This is a genomic window from Amycolatopsis sp. NPDC024027 (genome assembly GCF_040638975.1).
Taxonomy (GTDB): domain Bacteria; phylum Actinomycetota; class Actinomycetes; order Mycobacteriales; family Pseudonocardiaceae; genus Amycolatopsis.
In genome coordinates this window covers 22,389-47,254 of record NZ_JBEZYY010000033.1, presented here as the reverse complement: position 1 = coordinate 47,254, position 24,866 = coordinate 22,389, and the positions used below count along the sequence as shown (strand labels likewise).

The following is a 24,866-nucleotide window of genomic DNA, read 5'->3' as shown; positions in this document are numbered from 1 at the left end:
GTGGCCGCCGCCAAGGGATGTCCCGCTCACCGGTCAGGGACGGTCGGTGAGGTAGCCGCCCATCGTCTTGAAGTACTCGTGCGCGGGCAGTTCGGTCCCGTCGGCGGTGCGGACGCGCTCGACGAGCAGGCCGGGGGACCGGCCGCGCCGGGCGTCCGGCCCGGCGACGATCACGACGCCGTCGCCCTCGCGGATGAAGATCCGGCCCGGCGTGCCGCCGTAGTGGCCTTGGGAGACCGACGCCTTCAGGATCCGCAGCTCCTCGCCGCGGTGGTAGGCGAACGCGTTCGGGTACGGGTCCGACAGCGCGCGCACGAACCGCTCGAGGTCGGCGGGCGGGAGGGTCCAGTCGATCAGGCTGTCCCGCTTGGCCCGCTTGTGGAAGAAACTGGCCTTGGACCGGTCCTGCGGCACCGGCGTGTAGCCGGTCTCGATCAATGCGATGGCTTCGGCGGTGATCGGCGCGATGAGGTCGACCGTGCGGTGGAAGAGGTCGGTCGTGGTGTCGGACGGCCCGACCGGGATCGCGCGCTGCAGCACGATGTCGCCGGCGTCGAGCTCGCCGTCCATCATGTGGGCGGTGACGCCGACCTCGGGCTCGCCGTTGATGACGGCCCAGATGAGCGGCGAGAAGCCCGCGTACGCCGGCAGCAGCGAGTCGTGGATGTTCAGGGTGCCGTGCCGCGGCAGCTCGAAGATCTCCGGCGGCAGCCAGGTGCGCCAGTTGTTCGCCACGATCAGGTCGAGGTCGGCGGCCTTGAGCTCGGCCAGCAGCTCGGCGTCGTCCGGGCGGTTGCGCAGGAGAACCGGGATGTCGTGCGCGGAAGCGAGGTCGGCGACCGAGTCCGCCCAGATCCGCTCGTAGGCGTGGTCGCTCTTCGGGTGCGTGACCACGAGGGCGACCTCGTGACCGGCGTCGATGAGCGCCCGCAGGGTCCGGTGCCCCCAGGTCTGGTAGCCGAACATCGCCACGCGCATTCGAGAGTGCCTTTCATGATCGGGGGACGAACATCACCACGAACGTACTAGGCGAGGCTCGCCTAAGTTAGGTTAGGGTTCCCTGAACCGTACCGGAGCGCGCGAGGGAGCAACATGACTGCAGAGGTCCCGATCCACGACATCGTCGGCGTGGGCTTCGGACCGTCGAACCTGGCCCTCGCGATCGCCCTCGCCGAGCACAACGCCGGTCCCGGTGAGCCGGTGACCGCGCACTTCCTCGAGCGGCAGCCGCGCTTCGGCTGGCACCGCGGGATGTTGATCGAGACCGCGACCATGCAGGTGTCGTTCCTCAAGGACCTGGTCACCATGCGGAACCCGACCAGCGGGTTCAGCTTCCTCAACTACCTGCACGCCGCCGGGCGGCTGGTCGACTTCATCAACCACAAGAACCTCTTCCCGCTGCGGGTCGAGTTCCACGACTACTTCGAGTGGGCGGCCGCCAAGGTCGACGACGTCGTCTCCTACGGCACCGAGGTCGTCTCGGTGACACCGGTGTACGACGGGTCCGAAGTCGCGTACTTCGACGTCCGGGCCTCGGACGGCTCCTGCCTGCGCGCCCGCAACCTGGTGATGGGCACGGGTCTGCGGCCGCAGCTGCCCGAGGGCGTCGCCGCCGGGGACCGGATCTGGCACAACAGCGAACTGCTGTTCCGGGTCGACGCGTTGCGCGATGCCGACCCGAAGCGGTTCGTCGTGGTCGGGGCCGGCCAGAGCGCGGCCGAGGTCGCCGCGTTGCTGCACGAAGAGTTCCCCTGCGCCGAGGTGTGCGCGGTCTTCGCCCGCTACGGCTACAGCCCGGCCGACGACAGCTCGTTCGCCAACCGCATCTTCGACCCGGACGCCGTCGACCAGTTCTACCGCGCGGGCGAGCCGGTGAAGGACCGCCTGATGCGCTACCACGGCGCGACGAACTACTCGGCCGTCGACATCGACCTGATCGACGAGCTCTACCGGCGCGTCTACCGCGAGAAGGTGCTGGGCGTGGAACGGTTGCGGCTGTTCAACGTCTCGCGCCCGGTCGAAGTGACCGACAGCGGAACGGTGACGGTGGAGTCCCTGACGACGGGCGAGCGCACGGTCCTGGACGCCGACGCGGTCGTCTACGCCACGGGGTACCGGCCCGCGGACCCGACGCCGCTGCTCGGCGAACTGGGCCCGCGGTGCCTGCGCGACGCCGAAGGCCGGCTCCGCGTCGAGCGCGACTACCGGCTGGTGACCGAATTCCCGCTGCGCGGCGGGATCTACCTGCAGGGCGGCACCGAGCACACGCACGGCATCACGTCGTCGCTGCTGTCGAACACCGCGGTGCGGGTGGGGGAGATCCTGCAGTCCGTCGTGGACCGCCGGGTGGTCGCGGAGCCGGCCGGGGAGCTTGCCGTCAGCCTACGCTGAATCGCCACACGGCGGTGACATTTAGACGTAGGGTGAGCGCACGACCACCGCCGGACCCGGGAACAGCTGCTTCAGCCGGTCCAGCGCCCGGTCGCTCGCCGAATGCTTGTCTGCTGTCAGCAGCCCCGAGGGCACCCAGGGGTGCCCGGTCGAAGGCGGCTCGAGGAACTCCTGAAGGCGGTCGAAGACGGCGGCGGACAGCGCGTGATGCCGGTTGTCCGGACCTTGTCCGGGTACGCCGTCGCGATGACTTCGAAGTGCCGGCACGAACCGGGATAGGCGATCCGCAGGGAGCCCTCGATCGGCCCGTCGTATCACTGGAGCACGGCGAGCCGGCCGGGGAGTTGGCCGTCAGCGTGCGGTGAGCTGTTCCCGGAGGATGTCGCCGTGGCCGGTGTGGCGGGCGAGCTCCTCGATCAGGAACAGGTAGACGAAGCGGAGGGTGACCTCGCCGACGACGGGGTGCGTCCAGCGGTCGTCGAGCGAGAAACCCGCCGCGATCTCCCGTGAGCGCGCGCTGGTCCGTTCGTACTCGGCGATCACGTCGTCGACCGTTTCTTCGTCGGTGACCACGAAACTGGGGTCCCCGGGGGTCGAAGGCCCGTCGATCTCGGCCTGGTCGAGCCCGGCGATGAGCCACTGGAACCAGCGGCGCTCGGCGACGGCGGCGTGCTTCACCAGGGCGATCGGCGTGGTCAGGGACGGGACCAGCCGGCGCCGGGCGTCCGCTTCCGACAGCCCGCGCGCGTTCTCGACGAGCGCGAGGCGGCCGCGGTCGAGCATGGCCTCCAGCAGTTCGCGTTCGGGGCCGGTGGTCTTTTCGGGCAGCGCGTACACGGCAGTCAGCTTCCTGGGTGGGGGAGTTCGGCCGGATCGGTCCTCGGAGACGGTGAGGACGGCCGGGCCCCAGGATAGCGCTAGTGCACCGGCGCCGGGTGGTGGCGGCTGATCGGGATCACCATCGGCGTCCCGCTCACCGGGTCCGGGGCGACCTGGCAGCGGACGTCGAAGACCTCCTCGACCAGGTTCTCGGTGATCACCGACGCCGGCTCGCCAGAGGCCACCACGCGGCCCGCCTTCATCGCGATCACGTGGTCGGCGTACCGGCACGCCTGGGGCAGGTCGTGCAGCACCATCACCACCGTGCGGCCCTCCGCGCGGTTGAGGTCGACGACCAGGTCGAGCACGTCGATCTGGTGGGCGAGGTCGAGGTACGTCGTCGGCTCGTCGAGCAGCAGCACCGGCGTGCCCTGCGCGACCGCCATCGCGATCCACGCGCGCTGGCGCTGGCCGCCGGACAGCTCGTCCACCGGGCGGCCGGCGAGGTCCAGCAGCGAGGTGGCCTCCAGCGCCGCGCGGACCGCGTCTTCGTCCGATGTGGACCACTGGCGCCACCAGCTCTGGTGCGGGGCGCGGCCGCGGCCGACGAGGTCGGCCACCGTCATGCCTTCGGGGGCCACCGGGGACTGTGGCAGGATGCCGAGTCTTTGAGCGACCTGGCGGGTGGGCAGGTCGTGGATCGAACGGCCGTCCAGGTACACCCCGCCCGCCTTCGGCGTGAGCAGCCGGGCCAGCGTGCGCAGCAGCGTCGACTTGCCGCACGCGTTCGGCCCGACGATCGCGGTGATCTTCCCGGCCGGGATGTCGAGGTCGAGGCCGTCGATGACGACCCGGTCGTCGTAGGCGACGCGCAGGTCCTGCACGCGCAGGGACGGTGTCATCTTCTCAGCCTCCGGAGCCGGATCGGTTGGCCCTGGCCAGCAGCCAGAGCAGCAGCGGGGCGCCGAGCGCGCCGGTCACGATGCCGACCGGCAGCGGGGACGCCGTGAGGGTGCGGGCCAGGAGGTCGCTGCCCAGCACCACCACCGCGCCGGTGAGCGCGGATGCGATGAGCGGTGGGGAAGGCCGGCGCGCCAGGCGTTGCGCGATCTGCGGCGCGGTCAGCGCCACGAACGAGATGGGGCCCGCGGACGCCGTCGCGAAGGCCACCAGCCCGGCGCCGGCCAGCAGCAGCCCCAGCCGGACCGGCTGCACCGGCGTGCCGAGCCCGGCCGCCACGTCGTCGCCGAGCTGCAGCGTGCCCATCCACCGCGACAGGGCCAGCACGAGCGGCAGCAGCACCGCCAGCGCGCCGGCCAGCGGGACGACGTGCTCCCAGCCGCGGTTGGCGAGGTTGCCCACCAGCCAGCCGATCGACGCCTGGGCTTCGGTGATCTGCGCGCGGCTGAGCAGGTAGTCGGTCAGGCTGGTGCACATCGCGAAGATGCCGATGCCCACCAGGATGATCCGGTAGCCGGTGGTGCCGCGCCGCCACGCGAGGACGTACACGAGCAGGCCGGTCAGCAGCCCTCCCAGCAGGCCGAGCGTGGGGGTGCCGAGGCCGCCGCCGAAGCCGAACGAGATCCCGGCGACGACGGCGGTGGCCGCGCCCGCGTTGATGCCGATCAGGTCCGGGCTGGCCAGCGGGTTGCGCGTGATGGTCTGGAACACCGCGCCGGACGCGCCGAACGCCAGCCCGGCCAGCAGCCCGGTCAGCGCCCGCGGCAGCCGCAGCTCCCGCACGATGTAGCCGGTGCCGCTGTCGCCCCCGCCGAACACAGCGGGCAGGACGTCGGACACGCCGAGCGGGACGTCGCCGATCGTCATGCCCACGCAGAACAACGCGAACGCCAGCACGGCGAGCACGAGCGAGACGGCCACCGGCCGGAGCCGGACCTGGCCGGACACCGCGGGTTTCGCGAGGCGGAAGGTGACGCGGCCGCGCCGGACCTGCAGCAGGCTCATCAGGCCTCCACCAGCTTGCGGCGGCGGACCAGCCAGATGAAGAACGGTGCGCCGAGGAAGGCGACGATCACCCCGGCGCGGACCTCGCCGGGCCGGGCCATGATCCGGCCGAGGATGTCCGCGGCCAGCAGCAGGCAGGGCGCGAGGACCGCGGTGTAGGGCAGCAGCCACCGGTGGTCCGGCCCGATGACGAACCGCACGGCGTGCGGGACGACCAGGCCGAGGAACACGATCGGGCCGGCGACCGCGACGGACGCGCCGGTCAGGAGCGTGATGGCCAGAGCGCCGCGCAGCCGCAGCGGGCCCAGCCGCCGCCCGAGCGCCACCGCGACGTCGTCGCCGAGGGCGAGGCTGTTCAGCGCGGGGCCGCTCGCGATGGCCAGCACCACGCCGGCGACGAGGAAGGGCAGCACCCGCAGCAGGGATCCGCTGTCGACGCCGGCGAGCGAACCGGCCGACCAGAACCGGAACCGGTTGAGCGCCACCGGGTCCGACAGCACCATCGCGCTGGTGAACGACCCGAGCAGCGCCGTGACGGCGGCTCCGGCGAGGGCCAGCTTGACCGGGCTCGAGCCGTTGCGGCCCCGGGTGCCGAGGAAGTAGACGACCGTGGTCGCGGCGAGCGCACCGGCGAAGGCGAACCAGATGTAGCCGTAGAGGGAGCTCACGCCGAGCACCGTGATGGAGAAGACGATGGCGAACGCGGCCCCGGCGCTGACGCCGAGCAGTCCCGGGTCGGCCAGGGGGTTGCGGGTCAGCGCCTGCATGAGCGTGCCGGCCAGCCCGAGCGCGGCGCCGATCAGTACGGCCAGGAGCGTGCGCGGCATCCGGACACTGTGGATGATCACGGCGTCGGCGGAGCCGTCGTCGTGCCACAGGGCCTGCCAGACGGCGCTGAACGAGATCTCCTTGGAGCCCAGCCAGACACTCAGCAGGCAGAGGAAAACCAGGACACCGAGAGCGGCCAGCAGACCGAGCGCGCGGCCCGTGTGTGGCGGGCGTCGCTCGAGAGCGATCCCTCCGGGGTCTGTTCGCACCGCACCTCCGACTGGTACTGATTTAGGTAAGGCTAACCGATGGTACAGGAGTGCATCCTCACCATCCGTTTGTTAGGGTCACCTAAGTTGGCACCCCGATCGGGGTGCCGTGAGCAGCGGGAGGCTGGTCTACCGGTGAGCAACGGTGACGCTGTGCAGCAGCAGGTGTCGAGGCTCGGTTTCTGGCGGGACCGCCTCGCTTCGGCGCCGAAGGAGCTGCCGCTGCCGGTCGACCGGCCGTACCCGGCGGAGCCCGCCGCCCCGGTGACGCTCGCCCGGCCCGTGCCCGAGGCCGACGAGCTCACGCTCCTCGCGGCGTTCACCGTGCTGTTGTCCCGCTATGCGGGAACGGCCGACGTCCTGCTCGGGATCGGCTCGCTGGTGCCATTGCGGGTGGATCTGGGCGGCTCGCCCGGATTCGCCGACGTCGTCGCGCGTGTCCGTGAGGCGCGAGAAGCGGCGCTGGGGCACGAGGTGCCCTTCGCCGACCTGGTCGCCGAGCTGGACCCGGAGCCCGGTCGCGGCGGGTCGCTGCTCGTCAATGTCGGCTTCGGCGCCGAGACCGGCCTGCCCCTGGACCTGAACCTGACCGGCGAGGGGGTGCGCTACCGCCCCGACGTCCTCGATGAGTCCACTGTGGACCGCATGCTCGACCACCTGGGCCATCTCCTCGCCGAGGCGGCGGAACGTCCACAGTGGCCGGTCGACCGGCTCGCGCTGATGGCCGCGCCGGAACTGGACCGGATCCTGGACGGCTGGAACGACACGGACCTGGCGACGCCGCCGTCGACCTTGCCGGAGCTGTTCGCGGCCCGGGTCCGGGAAAACCCGGACGGGATCGCGCTGGTCTTCGAAGACGAGGAACTCACCTACGCCGAGCTCGACGCCCGCGCGAACCGGCTCGCCCACGTCCTCGTCGGCCGCGGCGCCGGTCCGGAACGGGTCGTCGCGCTCGCCGTGCCGCGGTCGGTGGACATGATCGTCGCCGAACTCGCGGTGCTCAAGGCCGGCGCCGCGTACCTGCCGCTGGACCAGGACTACCCGGCCGAGCGCATCGCGTTCATGGTCGCCGACGCCCGCCCGGTCTGCGTGGTCACCACCCGCGAACTCGCCGATCGGTTCGACGGCGATGTCCTGCTCCTGGACGAGGTGAGCCTGGACGACGTCCCGGCGACGGACCCGGCCGCCGCGATCGTCCCGGCCAACGCCGCCTACGTCATCTACACCTCCGGCTCCACCGGGCGCCCCAAGGGCGTCGTGGTCTCCCACGCGGGTGTCGCGAAGCTCGTCGCGACGCAGTCCGAGCGGTTCGGCGTCGGCCCGCACAGCCGCGTGCTGCAGTTCGCGTCGCCGAGTTTCGACGTCGCGTTCTGGGACCTGTGCCTCGGTCTGCTCTCCGGCGGCCGCTTGGTGGTCGTCCCGGCCGAACGCCGGGTGCCCGGCCCCGAGCTGGCCGAATACGCGCACGCCCACGGTGTCGACTTCATGATCCTCCCGCCCGCGCTGCTCGCGGAGTTCCCCGAGGACTGCGACCTGCCGCGGAACAGCGTGCTGCTGGCGGGCACTGAACGGGTGTCGCCGGAGCTGGTCCGCCGCTGGGCGCCGGGGCGGCGGATGTTCAACGCCTACGGTCCGACCGAGGCCACGACCAACTCGACGCTCGGCCTTTGCGATCCGGAGATCGTTCCCGGCTCCGCCGTCCCGATCGGCGTGCCGGATCCCGGCACCCGGGCGTACGTCCTCGACGCGCACCTCGCCCCGGTGCCGATCGGGGTGGTGGGGGAGCTGTACCTCGCGGGAAGCGGCCTGGCGCGGGGCTATCTCGGGCGGCCGGGGCTGACGGCGGAGCGGTTCGTGGCCGACCCCTTCGGCTCCGGTGGCCGGCTCTACCGGACCGGTGACCTGGTCAAGTGGCTGCCGGACGGGCGGTTGGTGTTCCTGGGCCGGGCCGACGACCAGGTCAAGATCCGCGGCTACCGGATCGAGCTCGGCGAAATCGAGTCGGTGCTCGCCGAACACCCGCGCGTCGGGCAGCCGGTCGTCGTCGCGCAGGACGGGCAGCTGATCGCCTACGCCGTGCCGGCGCCCGACCGGGACCGGACGGCCGAGCAGGGCCACGTCGACGAATGGCACGACGTCCACGAGGAGATGCTCGCCGGGTCCCACGGCATCGAAGAGAACTTCGCCGGCTGGAACTCCAGCTACGACGGCTCGGAGCTCCCCCTCGACGAGATGCGGGAGTGGCACGCGGCGACGATCGAGCGGATCCGGGCGCTCCGGCCGAAGCGGGTGCTGGAGATCGGTGTCGGCAGCGGGCTGATCCTGTCGCGGATCGCCCCGGACGCCGCTGAAATCTATTGGGGCGTCGACCTTTCGGAGAGCGCCATCGAGAACGTCCGGCGCGAGGTCGCCGCCATGCCCGAGCTGGCGGGCAAGGTTCATCTCGCCGCGCGGCCCGCCCACGACCTCGGCGAACTGCCGGACTTCGACACGGTGATCATCAACTCCGTCGCCCAGTACTTCCCGAGTGCGGACTACCTCGCCGAAGTCGTGAAAACCGCCGCCGCGCGGCTGGCCCCGGGCGGGACCATCTTCCTCGGCGACATCCGCAACCTGCGTTCGCTGCGGGCCTTCCGGACCGCGGTCGAGCTGCACCGCGGCCGGACCGACGTCGCCGCGGTGGACCAGGCGATCGCGCGGGACGGCGAGCTGGTCCTCGACCCGGACTTCTTCGCCGCCCTGGCCCGGGAACTCGACGGCTTCGGCGACGTCGACCTGTGGGTCAAGCGCGGCCACGCGCACAACGAGCTGACCCGGCACCGCTACGACGTCGTCCTGCGGAAGGCCCCGCGGCCGGAAGCGGCCGAAGAGCAGGTCGTCGCGTTCGGCGACCTCGGTGCGGTGGAACGGTTCCTGTCCGCCGAGGCGCCGGAGAGGCTGCGCGTCACCGCGATCCCGGACGCGCGGCTGGCCGGCGAACTGGCCGCGGTCCGCGCCCTGGACACCGGTGACGCCGGGGCCGCCCTGACCGCGCTCGGCCGCCGGGACGGCGTCGACCCGGAAGACCTGCACCGGCTCGGCGAACGCGCCGGCTACCACGTGGCCGTCACCTTGGCGGCCGCGGGCGGCGAGCTGGAAGCCGTCTTCACGAGGGGCGAAGACGGTTCCGCCTACCGGCCGGTGCGCCAGACGGGCGCGCCGGGGTCGTACGCCAACAACCCCGCGGCCCGGCGAGAGACCGGGGCGCTGGTGGCGTCGCTGCGCGCGCACGTCCGGGACCGGCTGCCGCGGTACATGGTGCCTTCGGCGTTCGTGATCCTCGACAAGCTGCCGGTGCTCGCCTCCGGCAAGCTGGACCGCAAGGCCCTGCCGAGCCCCGAGCGGTTCACCGCCGGGCCCGGCCGCGCGCCGCGCAACCCCGTCGAGCAGCTGCTGTGCGAGATGTTCGCCGACGTCCTCGGGGTGCCGCAGGCCGGGCCGGACGACGACTTCTTCGCGCTCGGCGGGCACTCGCTGCTCGCCACCCGGCTGATCCAGCGCATCCGCGCGGCCGTCGGCGCCGAAGTGCCGGTGCGGGCGGTGTTCGACGCGCCGACGCCGGCCGCCCTCGCGGACCTCCTCGCCGGCGCCGTCACCGAGACCGGGCGGCGCCCGCTCGTGCGCGTCACCGAGCGGCCGGAGCGGCTGCCGCTCTCGTTCGCGCAGCAGCGCCTGTGGTTCCTGCACGGGCTGGAAGGCGGCTCGGCGACCTACAACGTCCCGCTCGTCATGGAGCTGGCCGGGGAGCTCGACGTCGACGCGCTGCGTTCGGCGCTCGCCGACGTCCTGGGCCGGCACGAGGCACTGCGGACGGTCTTCCCGGTCGTCGATGGCGTGCCGTACCAGCGGGTGCTTCCCGAAGGGACGGTGGCGCTGACCGTCCGGAAAGTGTCCGATGTAGACGCCGAAGTGGCCGCGCTCGTGCGCGGCGTGTTCGACCTCGGTGCCGGGGTGCCGGTGCGCGCGGAACTGCTGGCCGCCGACCCGCGGCGGCACGTGCTGGTCCTGGTCGTGCACCACATCGCCGCCGACGGCTGGTCGCTGTCACCCCTGTGGCGGGACATCGCGGCCGCCTACCGCGCGCGCCTGCGCGGCGAAGCTCCCCAGTGGACGCCGCTGCCCGTGCAGTACGCGGACTACACGCTCTGGCAACGCGATCTCCTCGCCACGGAGGAGGCCGCCCAGCTCGGCTACTGGCGGGAAGCCCTCGACGGCCTGCCCGACCGGATCCCGCTGCCGCTCGACCGGCCGCACCCGCCGGCCTCCGCCTACCGCGGCGGGTTCTTCACCTTCACCTGGGACGCCGGGCTCCAGGCCGGGCTCGCCGACCTGGCCCTCGCGTGCGGGGCCAGCCCGTTCATGGTCGTGCACGCGGGCCTGGCGGCGCTGCTCACGCGGCTCGGCGCGGGCACCGACATCCCGATCGGCACCCCGATCGCCGGCCGGACCGACCCGGCCCTCGACGAGCTCGTCGGGTTCTTCGTCAACACCCTGGTGCTGCGGGTGGACACCGGCGGTGACCCGTCGTTCCGCGACCTCGTGGCCCGGGTGCGCGAGCGCAGCCTCGACGCCTACGCCCACCAGGACGTCCCGTTCGAGCGGCTGGTCGAGGTGCTCAACCCGGCCCGGTCGCTGGCCCACCACCCGCTGTTCCAGACCATGCTCGCCTGGCAGAACACCCCCGGCACCGGCGTCGCACTGCCCGGCCTGACCGTGACCGAGCGGCCCGTCGGCACCGGCACGGCCAAGTTCGATCTCTGGTTCTCCTTCACCGAGCGCGCCGACGGCCTGCACGGCCAGGCCGAGTTCAACGCCGAGGTGTTCGACCGGGCCACCGTGACCGGCGTCCTCGACCGCCTGGAAACCCTGCTCCGCCAGGTCGCGGCCGCCCCGGACCGCCGCCTCGGCGCCCTCGACGTGCTCACCCCGGCCGAGCGCGACGGCCTCGAACGGACCTGGTCAGGGGCCGTCGAGGACGTCCCGGCGGTCACCGTCCCCGAGCTGTTCGCCGCTCAGGTCGCGCGGACCCCTGACCACCCCGCGCTGGTCTTCGAGGACGAAGAACTCACCTACGCCGAGCTCGACGCCGTCTCCGACCGCCTGGCCCGCGTGCTGGCCGCGCGGGGTGCCGGGCCGGAGCGCGTGGTCGCGTTGGCGCTGCCCCGCTCGACGCACCTGGTCACCGCGATCCTCGCCGTGCTCAAGGCGGGCGCGGCCTACCTGCCGCTCGACCCCGGCTACCCGGCCGACCGCATCGCGTTCATGCTCGAAGACGCCGACCCGGCGCTGGTGCTGGCCGTCGCGGACACCGCCGTCCCGGGCGCCCTGCTCCTGGATGACCCGGACACCCTGGCCGGAGTTTCGGACGCGCCCCTGGAAGTCGTGCCGCGGCCGGAGAACCCGGCGTACGTCATCTACACCTCCGGGTCGACGGGCCGGCCGAAGGGCGTGGTCGTCCCGCACGCCGGGATCGTGAACCGGCTGCTGTGGATGCAGGCCGAGTACGGCCTCACCGCCGGCGACCGCGTGCTGCAGAAGACGCCGTCGAGCTTCGACGTCTCGGTGTGGGAGTTCCTCTGGCCGCTGATCACCGGCGCCACCGAGGTGCTCGCCCGGCCGGACGGGCACAAGGACCCCGCCTACCTCGCGCGGCTGATCCGCGACCGGGACATCACGACCGTCCACTTCGTCCCGTCGATGCTCCAGGTCTTCCTCCAGGAGCCGGCGGCGGGGGAGTGCACGAGCCTGCGCCGGGTGCTGTGCAGCGGTGAGGCCCTGCCCCCGGACGCCGTCGCGCAGTTCGGTCGAGTCCTGACCGCCGAGCTGCACAACCTCTACGGCCCGACCGAAGCCTCGGTCGACGTCACGTCGTGGCGGACGTCCACGGAGGACACTTCCGTCCCCATCGGACGTGCGGTGTGGAACACCCGCACCTACGTCCTCGACGCCGCCCTGCGTCCGGTGCCGCCGGGTACCCCCGGCGAGCTGTACCTGGCCGGCGTCCAGCTCGCCCGCGGCTACCTCGGCCGGGCCGGGCTCACCGCCGAGCGGTTCGTCGCCGACCCCTTCGGCGCGCCCGGCGCCCGGATGTACCGCACCGGGGACCTCGCCCGCTTCCGCCCCGACGGCGTCCTCGAGTTCCTCGGCCGCGGCGACGAGCAGATCAAGATCCGCGGCTTCCGCGTCGAACCCGGGGAGATCGCCGCGACCCTGGCCGCCCACGACGACGTCGCCCACGCCGTCGTCGTCGCCCGCGAGGACCGGCCCGGCGACGTCCGCCTGGTCGGGTACGTCGTCCCCGCCGACACCGCCGGTTCGGCCGGGGAGGAGACCGAGCAGGTCGGCGAGTGGCGCGAGCTGTACGACTCGATGTACTCGGGCGACCGCGACGAGTTCGCGGGCTGGACCTCCAGCTACACCGGCGAGCCGATCCCGCGCGCGGAGATGCGCGAGTGGCGCGACACGATCGTCACCCGGATCCGCGACCTGAACCCGCGGCGGGTCCTGGAAATCGGCGTCGGCAGCGGCCTGCTGCTGACCGAGCTGGCCCCGCACTGCGAGGCCTACTGGGGCACGGACTTCTCCGCCGAGGTCATCGCTTCGCTGGGCGAGCGGGTCGCCGCCGATCCGGTGCTCGCCGGGCGGGTCGAACTGCGCACCGGCGACGCCGCCGACGTCACCGGCCTGCCGCCGGAGTTCTTCGACACCATCGTGCTCAACTCCGTCGTCCAGTACTTCCCGAGCGGGACGTACCTCCTGGATGTCGTGCGCAAGGCCCTGGACCTCTTGGCGCCGGGCGGCTCGCTCTTCGTTGGGGACGTCCGGGACCTGCGCCAGGTCCGGGCGTTCCACACGGCTGTGGCCCAGGCCCGCGGCGGTGACGTCGAACAGCGCCTGCTGCGGGAGAAGGAGCTCCTGGTAGCGCCGGAGTTCTTCGCGGGCCTGGACGGGGTCGCCGCGGACATCCGGGTCAAGCGCGGCCGCGCGGTCAACGAACTCACCCAGTACCGCTACGACGTCGTCCTGCGCCCCGGTACTGCCGAGCCGCTCAAGGCCGAGGCGCTGACCTGGGGCACCGATGTGTCCACTGTGGATGAAGTGGCCGCGCGGATTCGCGACGGCCTGCGCGTCGAAGGCGTCCCCAACGGGCGGATCACCGAAGGCGTGAACCCCGAAGACTGGTACGAGCTGGGTGCGGTCGTCACCTGGTCCGCGGCCGGCGACGGCTCGGTCGACGTCCTGTTCACCAGCGGCGACCCGGCCGGCGCGGTCCGGCCCGGCCCGGACCCGATCCTGTCCTACACCGGCAATCCCCGGCGCTCGCGCCGGAGCACGGCCTTGCCCGCGGACCTGCGCACCTTCGCCGCCGAACGGCTGCCGGAGCACATGGTGCCGTCGGCGATCGTCGTGCTCGACGCGCTGCCGGTGACGGCGAACGGCAAACTCGACCGCCGCGCGCTGCCGGCCCCGGACGTGAGCGCACCGGTCTCGGACCGCGAGCCGCGCACCCCGGTCGAACGGGAGCTGTGCGCGCTGTTCGCCGACGTCCTCGGCCTGCCGCGGGTCGGCCCGGACGACAGCTTCTTCGCCCTCGGCGGGCACTCGCTGCTGGCCACCCGGCTGATCGCCCGCGTCCGCACCGCCCTGCACGCCGAACTGGAGGTGCGGGCGGTCTTCGAGACGCCGACCCCGGCGGGCCTGGCCGGGGTGCTCGCCACCGCCCGCGGTGCCGCGCGCCCGCCGCTGGTCCCGGTGCGCAGGCCGGACCTCGTCCCGCTGTCCGGCGCCCAGCAGCGGCTGTGGTTCCTGCACCACCTCGAAGGGCCGTCGGCCACCTACAACGTCCCGCTGATCATGCGTCTCGAAGGCGATCTCGACGTCGAGGCACTGCGCCGGGCACTGACGGACGTGGTCGCCCGGCACGAAGCGCTGCGCACCCGGTTCCCGCAGCGGGACGGCGTGCCCTACCAGGACATCCTCCCGGCCGGCGAGGTCGACCTGCCCGTCCGTGAAGTCGAGGACCTCGACGAGGCCCTGACCGGGCTGGTCCGCGGGTCGTTCGACTTGGAGCGGCACGTGCCGGTGCGCGCGGAGCTGCTGCGGCTCAGCGCCCGCGAGCACGTCTTCGCGCTGGTGTTCCACCACATCGCCTCCGACGGCTGGTCGATGGCCCCGCTGTGGCGCGACATCGCCACGGCCTACGCCGCCCGCCGGTCCGGTAAAGCTCCACAGTGGACGACGCTGCCGGTGCAGTACGCGGACTACACGCTGTGGCAACAGGATCTGCTCGGCCGCGAAGACGACCCGGACAGCGTGCTCAGCGGCCAGCTGGACTACTGGCGGACGGCCCTCGACGGCCTGCCGGACCGGATCGAGCTGCCGTTGGACCGGCCGCACCCGGCGACCGCGACCTTCCGCGGCGAGCTGCACACCTTCACCTGGGACGCCGGGCTCCACGCGGGGCTGGCCGACCTGGCCCGCGAGAGCGGCGCGAGCGTGTTCATGGTCGTGCACGCGGCCCTCGCCGCCCTGCTCACGCGCCTCGGTGCGGGCACCGACGTGCCGATCGGCTCGCCCATCGCCGGCCGCACCGACCCGGCCCTGGACGACCTCGTCGGCTTCTTCGTCAACACCCTGGTCCTGCGCGTCGACACCGGCGGCGAGCCGACGTTCCGGGAACTGCTCGCCCGGGTCCGCGAGCGCAACCTCGACGCCTACGCCCACCAGGACGTGCCGTTCGAGCGGCTGGTCGAAGTGCTCAACCCGGCGCGGTCGCTGTCCTACCACCCGCTGTTCCAGGTGATGATCGCCGGGCAGAACAACGCCCGCGCCGAGGTGACCCTGCCCGGCCTGGCCGTCACGGAGATCCCGGTGACCACCGGCACGTCGAAGTTCGACCTCTCGATCTCGCTGACCGAGCGCGACGCCGGGATCGCCGGGGTGCTGGAATTCAACGCCGACGTCTTCGACCACCCGAGCGCGAACGCGATTCTGCGCCGTCTCGAAGTGCTGCTGCGCGCAGCCTTGGCCGAACCCGACCGCCCGGTCGGCGCCCTGGACCTCCTCGAAGGGGACGAGCGCGACCGCGTGCTCACCGCATGGGCCGGGTCCCTCGAGCCGGCGGGCACCGAGACGTTCCCCGGGATGTTCGCCCGCCGCGTCGCCGAGGCCCCCGATGCGGTCGCGCTCGTGTTCGAGGACGTCGAGCTGACCTACGCCGAGGTGAACGCCCGCGCCAACCGGCTCGCGCACCTGCTGCTCGAGCGCGGCGCGGGACCGGAGCGGGTCGTCGCGCTGGCCGTGCCGCGGTCCCCGGACATGATCATCGCCGAACTGGCGGTGCTCAAGGCCGGTGCCGCGTACCTGCCGATCGACGTCGACTACCCGGGCGACCGGATCGCCTACATGGTCGACGACGCGGCCCCGGTCTGCGTGGTGACGACCCGGGACGTCGAGGCGAAGCTGCCCCCAGCTCTGTCCCGGGTCCTCCTGGACGACGTGGCACTCGCCGGAATGTCCACCGAGGACCCCGAGGTGACGATCGCGCCGGAGAACGCGGCGTACGTGATCTACACGTCCGGCTCCTCCGGACGGCCGAAGGGCGTCGTCCTCCAGCACTCCGGCGTCGCGAAGCTGGTCGCCACCCAGGTCGAACGCTTCGGCGTCGGCCCGCACAGCCGGGTGCTGCAGTTCGCGTCGCCGAGTTTCGACGTCGCGTTCTGGGACCTCTGCCTCGGCCTGCTCTCGGGCGGGCGCCTGGTCGTGGTCCCGGCCGAGCGGCGGGTCGCGGGCCCGGCGCTGACCGAGTACGCGCACGCCCACGGCGTCGACTTCATGATCCTGCCGCCCGCCCTGCTCGACGCGATGCCGGCGGACCTCGACCTCCCGCGCGACAGCGTGCTGCTCGCGGGCACCGAACGGGTGTCGCCGGAGCTGGTGCGCCGCTGGGCGCCGGGCCGGCGGATGTTCAACGCCTACGGCCCGACCGAGGCGACCACCAACTCGACGCTCGGGGAGAGCGACCCGGCCGAGCTGGCGGACGCGACGATCGTCCCGATCGGCATCCCCGACCCCGGCACCCGCGCGTACGTGCTCGACGCCGGGTTGCGGCCGGTCCCGCCCGGCGTGGTGGGGGAGCTGTACCTCGCCGGCAGCGGTCTGGCGCGGGGGTATCTCGGGCGGCCGGGCCTGACCGCGGAGCGGTTCGTCGCGGACCCGTTCGGTGCGGGTGGGCGCCTCTACCGCACGGGTGACCTGGTCAAATGGCTGCCGGACGGGCGGCTGGTGTTCCTCGGCCGGGCCGACGACCAGGTCAAGATCCGCGGCTACCGCATCGAACTCGGCGAAATCGAGTCCGTGCTGGCCGAGCACCCGGCCGTCGGGCAGTCCGTCGTCGTCGCCCGGGACGGGCGGCTCATCGCCTACGCCGTGCCGTCGGCCGGGCGGGACGAACAAGCGGAACTGGACCACGTCGGCGAGTGGCGCGAGCTGCACGAGAACGTCTTCACCGAAGCGGCGTCCGGTGGGCTCGAGGAGAACTTCACCGGCTGGAACTCCAGCTACGACGGCTCGGAGATCCCCCGGGACGAGATGCGGGAGTGGCACGCGGCGACGATCGACCGGATCCGGGCGCTGCAGCCGAAGCGCGTCCTGGAGATCGGGGTCGGCAGCGGCCTGATCCTGTCGCGGATCGCCCCGGACGCCGAAGAGTACTGGGGCGTCGACCTGTCCGAGCAGGCCATCGCCAACCTGCGGCGGGAACTCGCGGGGACGCCGTTCGCGGCCAAGGTCCACCTGGCCGCGCGGCCCGCCCACGACCTGGGCGAACTGCCGGACTTCGACACGGTGATCATCAACTCGGTCGCCCAGTACTTCCCGAGCGTCGGCTACCTCGCCGAAGTCCTCCGCACGGCCGCGGCGCACGTCCGGCCGGGCGGCGTGCTCTTCCTCGGCGACATCCGGAACCTCCGCTCGCTGCGGGCGTTCCGGACCGCGACCGAGCTGCACCGCGGCCGGACCGACGTCGCCGCGGTGGACCAGGCGATCGCGCGGGACGGCGAGCTGGTCCTCGACCCGGGCTTCTTCACGGCTCTGGCTCTCGACGGCTTCGGCGACGTCGACCTGTGGGTCAAGCGCGGCCACGCGCACAACGAGCTGACCCGGCACCGCTACGACGTCGTCCTGCGGAAGGCCCCGAAACCGGCCGCGGCCGCCGAGCAGGTCGTGCCCTTCGAGTCCGTCGGCGAACTGGACCGGCTGCTGGCCGCGCACCCGGCCCGGCTGCGCGTGACCGGCGTGTCCGACGCCAGGCTGTCCGGTGAACTCGCCGCCGTCGCCGCGCTGGCCGCGGGCGACGCCGAGACGGCACTGTCCTCTCTGGAGGATCGGTCCGGAGTGGACCCCGAGACCCTGCACGACCTCGGCGGCCGGCACGGCTACCGCGTGTACGCGACCCTCACCGCGCACGCGGGCGAGCTGGAAGTCGTGTTCACCACGGGCGAGCCCACCCGGATCCACCGCGCCCACCCGGTCCGGGCCGCCCTCGACGCGCTGGGCAACCACCCGGCCGGGCAGCGGGACACCGGTGCGCTGGTGGCGGCGCTGCGGGCGCACGCCCGCGACCGGCTGCCGCGGTACATGGTGCCGTCGGCGATCGTGCTGCTGGACCGGCTCCCGCTGCTGGCTTCCGGCAAACTGGACCGGCGCGCCCTGCCGAACCCCGACAAGCAGGCGGCCACCACCGGCCGGGCTCCGCGGACGCCGGTCGAAGAAGTCCTCTGCGGGCTCTTCGCCGAGGTCCTCGACACGGCGTCGATCGGCGTCGACGACGACTTCTTCGCCCTCGGCGGGCATTCGCTGATGGCCACCCGGCTGGTCGCCAGGCTGCGCGCGGTGTTCGGCGTCGAACTGCAGGTGCGCTCGGTGTTCGAGACGCCGACGGTGGCGGGGCTGGCCGCTCTGCTGGCCACGTCGGGCGCTTCGCCCGCCCGGCCCGCCCTGGTGCGCGCCGACCCGCGTCCGGACGTGCTGCCGCTGTCGTTCGCCCAGCAGCGGCTGTGGTTCCTGCGCCGCCTGGAAGGCCCGTCGGCGACGTACAACATGCCGACGGCGGTCCGGCTGAGCGGCGCCCTCGACGTCGACGCACTGCGTACGGCATTGTCCGATGTGGTCGAGCGCCACGAAGCCCTGCGCACGGTCTTCCCGGAGATCGACGGCGAGGCCCGGCAGCTCGTCCTCGGCGACGTCACGATCCCGCTGCCGGTCCGGACGGTCACCGAGGCCACGCTCGCCGACGCGGTGTCCGAAGCGGCCGCGACGGTGTTCGAGCTCGAGTCGGAGATCCCGCTGCGGGCGCAGCTGCTCCGCCTCGGGGCCCGCGAGCACGTCCTGGCGCTGGTGTTCCACCACATCGCCTCGGACGGCTGGTCGACCGCGCCGCTGTGGCGCGACCTCGCGACGGCCTACACCGCCCGCCAGACCGGGGAAGCTCCACAGTGGACGCCGTTGCCGGTGCAGTACGCGGACTACACGCTGTGGCAGCGGGACGTCCTCGGCGAGCCGGTGATCGAACCGCAGCTGGCGTATTGGCGCGAGGCCCTCGCGGGCCTGCCGGAGCGGATCGAACTGCCCACGGACCGGCCGCACCCGGCGGAAGCGTCCTACCGCGGAGAGCAGTTCGCCTTCGGCTGGGACGCCGGACTCCACAGTGGACTCCTCGAGCTGGCCCGCGCCTGCGGCGCGAGCGTGTTCATGGTCGTGCACGCCGGGCTGACCGCAGTGCTCACCCGGCTCGGTGCGGGCACCGACATCCCGCTCGGCACGTCCATCGCCGGCCGCACCGACGCCGCGCTCGACGAGCTCGTCGGGTTCTTCGTCAACACCCTGGTGCTGCGGGTGGACACCGGCGGTGACCCGTCGTTCCGCGACCTCGTGGCCCGGGTGCGCGAGCGCAGCCTCGACGCCTACGCCCACCAGGACGTGCCCTTCGAGCGCTTGGTCGAAGCGCTGAACCCGGTCCGGTCGCTGGCCCACCACCCGCTGTTCCAGACGATGCTGGCCTGGCAGAACAACGCCGTCGCCGACCTCGCGCTGCCGGGTCTCACCGTCGCGGAGGAGCCCGTCCGCACCGGCACCGCCCGCGCCGACCTGACGTTCTTCGTCGGCGAGCGGCCCGGGCACCAGGCCGGGATCCGCGGCACGGCCGAGTACAACAGCGACGTCTTCGACCGCGCGAGTGTCGAGGCGATCCTGGAGCGGCTGCGGACGCTGCTGGCCGCCGTCGTCGCCGACCCGGACACGAGGATCGGCGCCGTCGACCTGCTCACCCGCGCCGAGCGCGACCAGCTCGCCGCCGACCCGGCGACACCCCTGCCCGCGGAGACGCCCGCGGGGCTGTTCGCCGCCCAGGTCACGCGGACACCGGACGCACTTGCCTTGGTGTTCGGCGCCGAGCGGCTCAGCTACGCCGAACTGGACACGCGGGCCACGGCCCTCGCCCGGGCGCTGCTCGCGCGGGGCGCGGGGCCGGAACGGGTGGTCGCGGTCGCGCTGCCGCGGTCGGTGGACCTCGTCGTCGCGCTGCTGGCGGTGCTCAAGACCGGTGCCGCGTACCTGCCCCTGGACCTGAACCACCCGGCCGAGCGCCTCGAGCTGATGCTCGCCGGCGCGGCACCGCACCTGGTCGTCGCCGAGGGCGGCTTCGGGGAGCGGCTCGTCCGGCCGGGGGACACCGGGCCGGAACCCGCCTGGCCGTCGATCGGCCCGGACCACCCGGCGTACGTGATCTTCACGTCGGGCTCCACCGGCCGCCCGAAGGCGGTCGCCGGAACCCAGCGAGCCCTGGCCAACCGGCTGCACTGGGGCCGCTCGGCGCTCGGGCCCGGTGTGCGCGTGGCCAAGAGCGCGCTGACGTTCATCGACGGCTCGACCGAGCTGCTCGGCGGCCTGGTGGCAGGCGACCCGGTGGTCCTCGCCGACGACGTGACGGCCACCGACCCGATCGCGCTCGCCGCGTTGGTGCGCGAGTCCGGCGCCCAGGTGCTGACCGTCGTCCCGAGCCTCCTCGACAGCTTCGCCGAAGACGCGCCGGCCGGGGCGTTCGACGCGGTGACCACCTGGATCACCAGTGGCGAACCGCTTTCCGCCGCCCTTGCCGAGAAGGTCGCGGCCCGCTGGCCGTCGGCGAAGCTGGTCAACCTCTACGGCTGTTCGGAAGTTGCGGGCGACAGCCTGGCCCAGGTCTGCGGCCCGGTGGCCATCGGGCGGCCGGTCGCGAACACCCGGGCGTACGTCCTCGATGCGGCGTTGCGGCCGGTGCCGCCGGGCGTCCGCGGCGAGCTGTACCTCGCGGGCGCCGGACTCGCGCGGGGTTACCTCGGCCGGCCGGCGCTCACCGCCGAACGGTTCGTCGCCTCGCCGTTCGAGCCGGGGGAGCGGATGTACCGGACCGGCGACCTCGCCCGCCGCCGCGCCGACGGGGCACTGGACTTCCTCGACCGCGCCGACCAGCAGATCAAGATCCGCGGGTTCCGCGTCGAGCCGGGTGAGGTGGAAGCCGCGCTGACGGCCGACGCGTCGGTGGCGCGCGCGGCCGTGATCGCCCGGGAAAACCGGCTGATCGCCTACGTGGCGCCCTCGGGCGACCCGGTGGCGCTGCGGGCGTCGCTCGCCGCGCGGCTGCCGGAATACCTGGTGCCGTCGGCGATCGTCGTCCTGTCCGAGCTGCCGGTGAACGCCAACGGCAAACTCGACCGTGCGGCCTTGCCCGACCCGGAGGTGCGCGCATCCGGGCGTCTCGCGCGGACCCCGGCCGAGCAGGCGCTGTGCGAACTTTTCGCCGATGTCCTCGGCGTTCCGGCGGTCGGCCCGGACGACGGGTTCTTCGCCCTCGGCGGGCACTCGCTCCTGGCGACGCGGCTGGTCAGCCGGATCCGCGCGCTCCTCGGCGTCGAAGTGCCGCTCCGGGCGGTGTTCGACGCGCCCACCCCGGCCCGGCTCGCCGAAGCCCTGGACCCGGGCCGCGGCCGCCGTCCGGCGCTGGTCCCGGCCGAGCGGCCGGACGTCCTGCCGCTGTCGTTCGCCCAGCAGCGGCTGTGGTTCCTCGATCGCCTCGACGGGCCGTCCGCGACCTACAACATCCCCTGGGCGTGGGAGTTGACCGGTCCGGTCGACACCGACGCGCTGCGAGCCGCCTTGGGTGACGTCGTGGCGCGGCACGAGGTGCTCCGGACGCTCCTGGTCGAGGAGCAGGGCACGCCCCGGCAGGTCATCCTCGATCGAGCCGACCCGGTGCTGGTCACCGAGACGGCCGCCGACCTCGACGAGCGCGTCACCGCGGCGGCGTCGTACTGCTTCACCCTTGACGCCGAGATCCCGATCCGGGCGACGCTGGTCTCGGCCGGGCCGGACCGGCACGTGTTCGTGCTGCTGGTGCACCACATCGCGGGCGACGGCTGGTCGCTGCCGCCGCTGAAGCGGGACCTCGACACCGCGTACGCGGCCCGGCTGCGCGGTGAACGTCCACAGTGGACGCCGTTGCCGGTGCAGTACGCGGACTACACGCTTTGGCAGCGGGAGATGTTCGGCCGCGCCGACGACCCGGACAGCCTCCTCGGCCGGCAGGCGGCGTTCTGGCGCGACACCCTCGCGGGGATCCCCGACGAGCTGGCGCTCCCGGCCGACCGGCCGCGGCCGGCACGCTCGACCGGCCGCGGCGCCGCCGTGCCGTTCACCGTGCCCGCTTCCGTCCACAGCGGACTCCGGGAGCTGGCCCACCGCAGCGACACCAGCACGTTCATGGTCCTGCAAGCGGTGCTGGCCGCCCTGCTGACCCGGCTCGGCGCGGGCACCGACATCCCCCTGGGGACCCCGGTGGCCGGCCGCTCGGACCACGCACTGGAGGACCTCGCCGGGTTCTTCGTCAACACCCTCGTGCTGCGGACCGACACCGGCGGCGACCCGACGTTCCGGCAGCTCCTCGACCGCGTCCGCGAGGCCGACCTGGCCGCGTACGCCCACCAGGACCTGCCGTTCGAGCACCTCGTCGAGCTGCTCAACCCGCCCCGGTCGCTGGCCCGGCACCCGCTGTTCCAGGTCATGCTCGCCGTCTACCACTCCGGTTCGGAGCCGGAACGGCTGCTCGGGCTGGACGCGGCCTACCGGGACACCGGGCTGCGGCAGGCGAAGTTCGACCTGTCGTTCGACCTGGTCGAGACGGCCGACGGCATCGACGGCAACCTCGAGTTCAGCCTCGACCTCTTCGACGAGTCCACGGCCCGGACGCTCACCGAGCGCCTGGTCCGGGTGATGGCGGCGGTCGTCGCCGATCCGGACCGGCCGCTGAGCCGGATCGACGTCCTCGATCCTGGTGAGCGAGACCGGATTCTGCGCGACTGGGGTGCCGGGGCGCCGCTGACGCTCCCGGCGCCGACGGTCGTGGACCGGCTGGCCGCCCAGGTCGCGGCGACCCCGGACGCGACCGCGCTGAGCGACGCGTCCTCGAGCGTCACGTTCGCGGAGTTCGCCGCGCGGACCGACCGCCTCGCCCGGTGGCTGGCCTCCCAGGGGGCCGGACCGGAGAAGGTCGTGGCGCTGGTCCTGCCCCGGTCGGCGGCGGTCGTCGAGGCGATCTTCGGCGTGTTCAAGACGGGCGCGGCCTACCTACCGATCGACCCGGACCAGCCGGTGGACCGGATTTCGGCAATCCTCGCCGACGCCGGTGCCGCTTTGGTGCTCACGAGTCGTTCGCTGGCTTCGGTCGTTCCCGGCGCCTTGTTCGTCGAGGACATTGTGGACAGTGACACGGCGCTGACCCCGCCGTCGCCGGCAAATCCGGCGTACGTGCTCTACACCTCCGGCTCGACGGGCAAGCCCAAGGGGGTCGTCATCCCGCACTCCGGGCTGGTGAACCTGTTCCACAGCCACCGCGAGACGTTGTACCGCCCGGCCGTCGCCGCGGCGGGGGGACGGCGGCTGCGGGTCGGGCACGCGTGGGCGTTCTTCTTCGACGCGTCCTGGCAGCCGCAACTGTGGCTGCTGGACGGGCACGAGGTGCACGTCGTCGACGACGACACCCGCCGCGACCCGGACCGGCTGGCGGCGGTGGTCCGCGAACGCGGGCTCGACTTCCTCGAACTCACGCCGTCGCACTTCGCGCAGCTGGCCGCGGCCGGGGTGATCTCGGACGGCCGGTGCGCCCTCGGCGTGGTCGGTGTCGGCGGCGAAGCCGTTTCGCAGACGCTGTGGGAGACGTTGTCGTCGACGCCGGGCACGGCGGCGTACAACCTCTACGGCCCCACCGAGGCCACGGTGGACGCGCTGGTCGGCCGCTTCGGCGACGCCGACCGGCCGGTGGTCGGGCGGCCGGTGCACAACACGCGTGCATACGTCCTCGACAGCGGTCTTTCGCCGGTGCCGGCGGGCGTGCCGGGCGAGCTGTACCTGGCCGGCGCCGGGCTGGCCCGCGGCTACCACGGGCGGCCGGGGCTCACCGCGGACCGGTTCGTCGCCGATCCGTCCGGGCCGGCGGGGGAGCGGATGTACCGCACCGGCGACCTCGTGCGGTGGCGGCCGGACGGGCAGCTGGAGTACCTCGGCCGCACCGACGACCAGGTCAAGCTCCGCGGTTTCCGGATCGAACCGGGCGAGATCGAGACGGCACTGACCCGCCACGACGACGTCGCGCAGGCCCTGGTCGTCGTCCGCGAGGACCGGGACAAGCGGCTGGTCGCCTACGTCACCCCGGCGACCGCGGATCCCGGGCGGCTGCGGGAGTTCGCCGCCCGGTCGCTGCCGGAGTACATGGTGCCCGCGGCGATCGTCGCGCTGGACGCGTTCCCCGTGACACCCAACGGGAAGCTCGATCGGGCGGCGCTGCCGGTGCCCGAGGTCGCGGCTCGCGGCCGGGCGCCGGAGACGCCGCTCGAGAAGGCCCTCTGCGAGATCTTCGCGGAGGTGCTGGACATCGCCGCGGTCGGCGCCGACGACGACCTGTTCACCCTCGGCGGCCATTCGATGCTGCTGGTGGTCCTGCGCAACCGGATCACCGAACGGCTCGGGACCGAGCTGCCCATCGCCGAGTTCTTCCGTACCCCCACCGCGGCGGGCCTCGCCGCGCTGGTGACCCGAGACCCGGAGTAACCGTGCACCGCACCCTGATGAACGCCAAGATCCACCGCGCCACCGTCACCCAGGCCGACCTGCACTACGTCGGCTCGCTGACCATCGACGCGGACCTGATGGCCGCCGCGGACATCGTCGAGGGCGAACGCGTCCAGGTCGTCGACATCACCAACGGCGCCCGGCTGGAGACCTACGCCATCACCGGCGAACCGGGCTCCGGCGTGATCGGCGTCAACGGCGCGGCCGCGCACCTCGTGCACCCCGGCGACCTCGTCATCATCATCACCTACGCGCAGGTGGCGGAAACAGAGCGCGCCGGGCACCGGCCGCGGGTGGTGCACGTGGACGCGGACAACCGGCAGGTCCACCTGGGACACGACCCGGCGGAGCCGGTGCCCGGGGCTTCCGCGCAGCTGTCCGGCCGTGGGCGTTGACACAGCGCGGTCCCGACGGTTGCGCTGCGCAGGCTGCCCTAAATAAGGTGTGCCTATCCTA

At 73.0% G+C, this 24,866-nt stretch carries 8 protein-coding genes; 3 read left to right on the top strand and 5 right to left on the bottom strand.

Features of this window, described 5'->3' with window-relative positions:
* Positions 1–33: 33 nt before the first annotated feature.
* Positions 34–978 carry a methionyl-tRNA formyltransferase gene (locus tag AB0F52_RS46385; RefSeq protein WP_360185274.1) on the bottom strand — a complete coding sequence of 315 codons (945 nt, stop codon included), beginning with the start codon at positions 976–978 and terminating at the stop codon, positions 34–36.
* A gap of 114 nt (positions 979–1,092) precedes the next feature.
* Between AB0F52_RS46385 and AB0F52_RS46380 the strand changes: the two genes are divergently transcribed.
* Positions 1,093–2,391 carry a lysine N(6)-hydroxylase/L-ornithine N(5)-oxygenase family protein gene (locus AB0F52_RS46380; protein WP_360185271.1) on the top strand — a complete coding sequence of 433 codons (1,299 nt, stop codon included), beginning with the start codon at positions 1,093–1,095 and terminating at the stop codon, positions 2,389–2,391.
* A gap of 351 nt (positions 2,392–2,742) precedes the next feature.
* On the opposite strand, the gene AB0F52_RS46375 is transcribed toward AB0F52_RS46380, so the two are convergent.
* The 4 genes from AB0F52_RS46375 to AB0F52_RS46360 all read right to left on the bottom strand — a co-directional run bounded on the left by AB0F52_RS46375 (position 2,743) and on the right by AB0F52_RS46360 (position 6,212).
* A complete protein-coding gene (locus tag AB0F52_RS46375; protein ID WP_360185269.1) occupies positions 2,743–3,228 on the bottom strand; it encodes a DinB family protein in 486 nt (161 codons plus the stop codon).
* A gap of 80 nt (positions 3,229–3,308) precedes the next feature.
* Entirely contained in the window at positions 3,309–4,112 is an 804-nt protein-coding gene (locus AB0F52_RS46370; protein ID WP_360185266.1) for an ABC transporter ATP-binding protein, read from the bottom strand.
* A 4-nt stretch (positions 4,113–4,116) separates the two neighbouring features.
* Positions 4,117–5,175, bottom strand: coding sequence for an iron chelate uptake ABC transporter family permease subunit (locus AB0F52_RS46365; protein ID WP_360185263.1), 1,059 nt, complete (start codon positions 5,173–5,175; stop codon positions 4,117–4,119).
* Positions 5,175–6,212 carry an iron chelate uptake ABC transporter family permease subunit gene (locus AB0F52_RS46360; RefSeq protein ID WP_360185260.1) on the bottom strand — a complete coding sequence of 346 codons (1,038 nt, stop codon included), beginning with the start codon at positions 6,210–6,212 and terminating at the stop codon, positions 5,175–5,177. Before AB0F52_RS46360 ends, AB0F52_RS46365 begins: the two co-directional genes overlap by 1 nt.
* Before the next feature lie 153 nt (positions 6,213–6,365).
* On the opposite strand from AB0F52_RS46360, the gene AB0F52_RS46355 reads away from it, so the two are divergent.
* Both AB0F52_RS46355 and panD read left to right on the top strand, forming a co-directional pair.
* A complete protein-coding gene (locus tag AB0F52_RS46355) occupies positions 6,366–24,389 on the top strand; it encodes an amino acid adenylation domain-containing protein (protein ID WP_360185257.1) in 18,024 nt (6,007 codons plus the stop codon).
* A gap of 2 nt (positions 24,390–24,391) precedes the next feature.
* A complete protein-coding gene (panD, locus tag AB0F52_RS46350; protein ID WP_360185254.1) occupies positions 24,392–24,805 on the top strand; it encodes an aspartate 1-decarboxylase in 414 nt (137 codons plus the stop codon).
* Positions 24,806–24,866 lie beyond the last annotated feature (61 nt).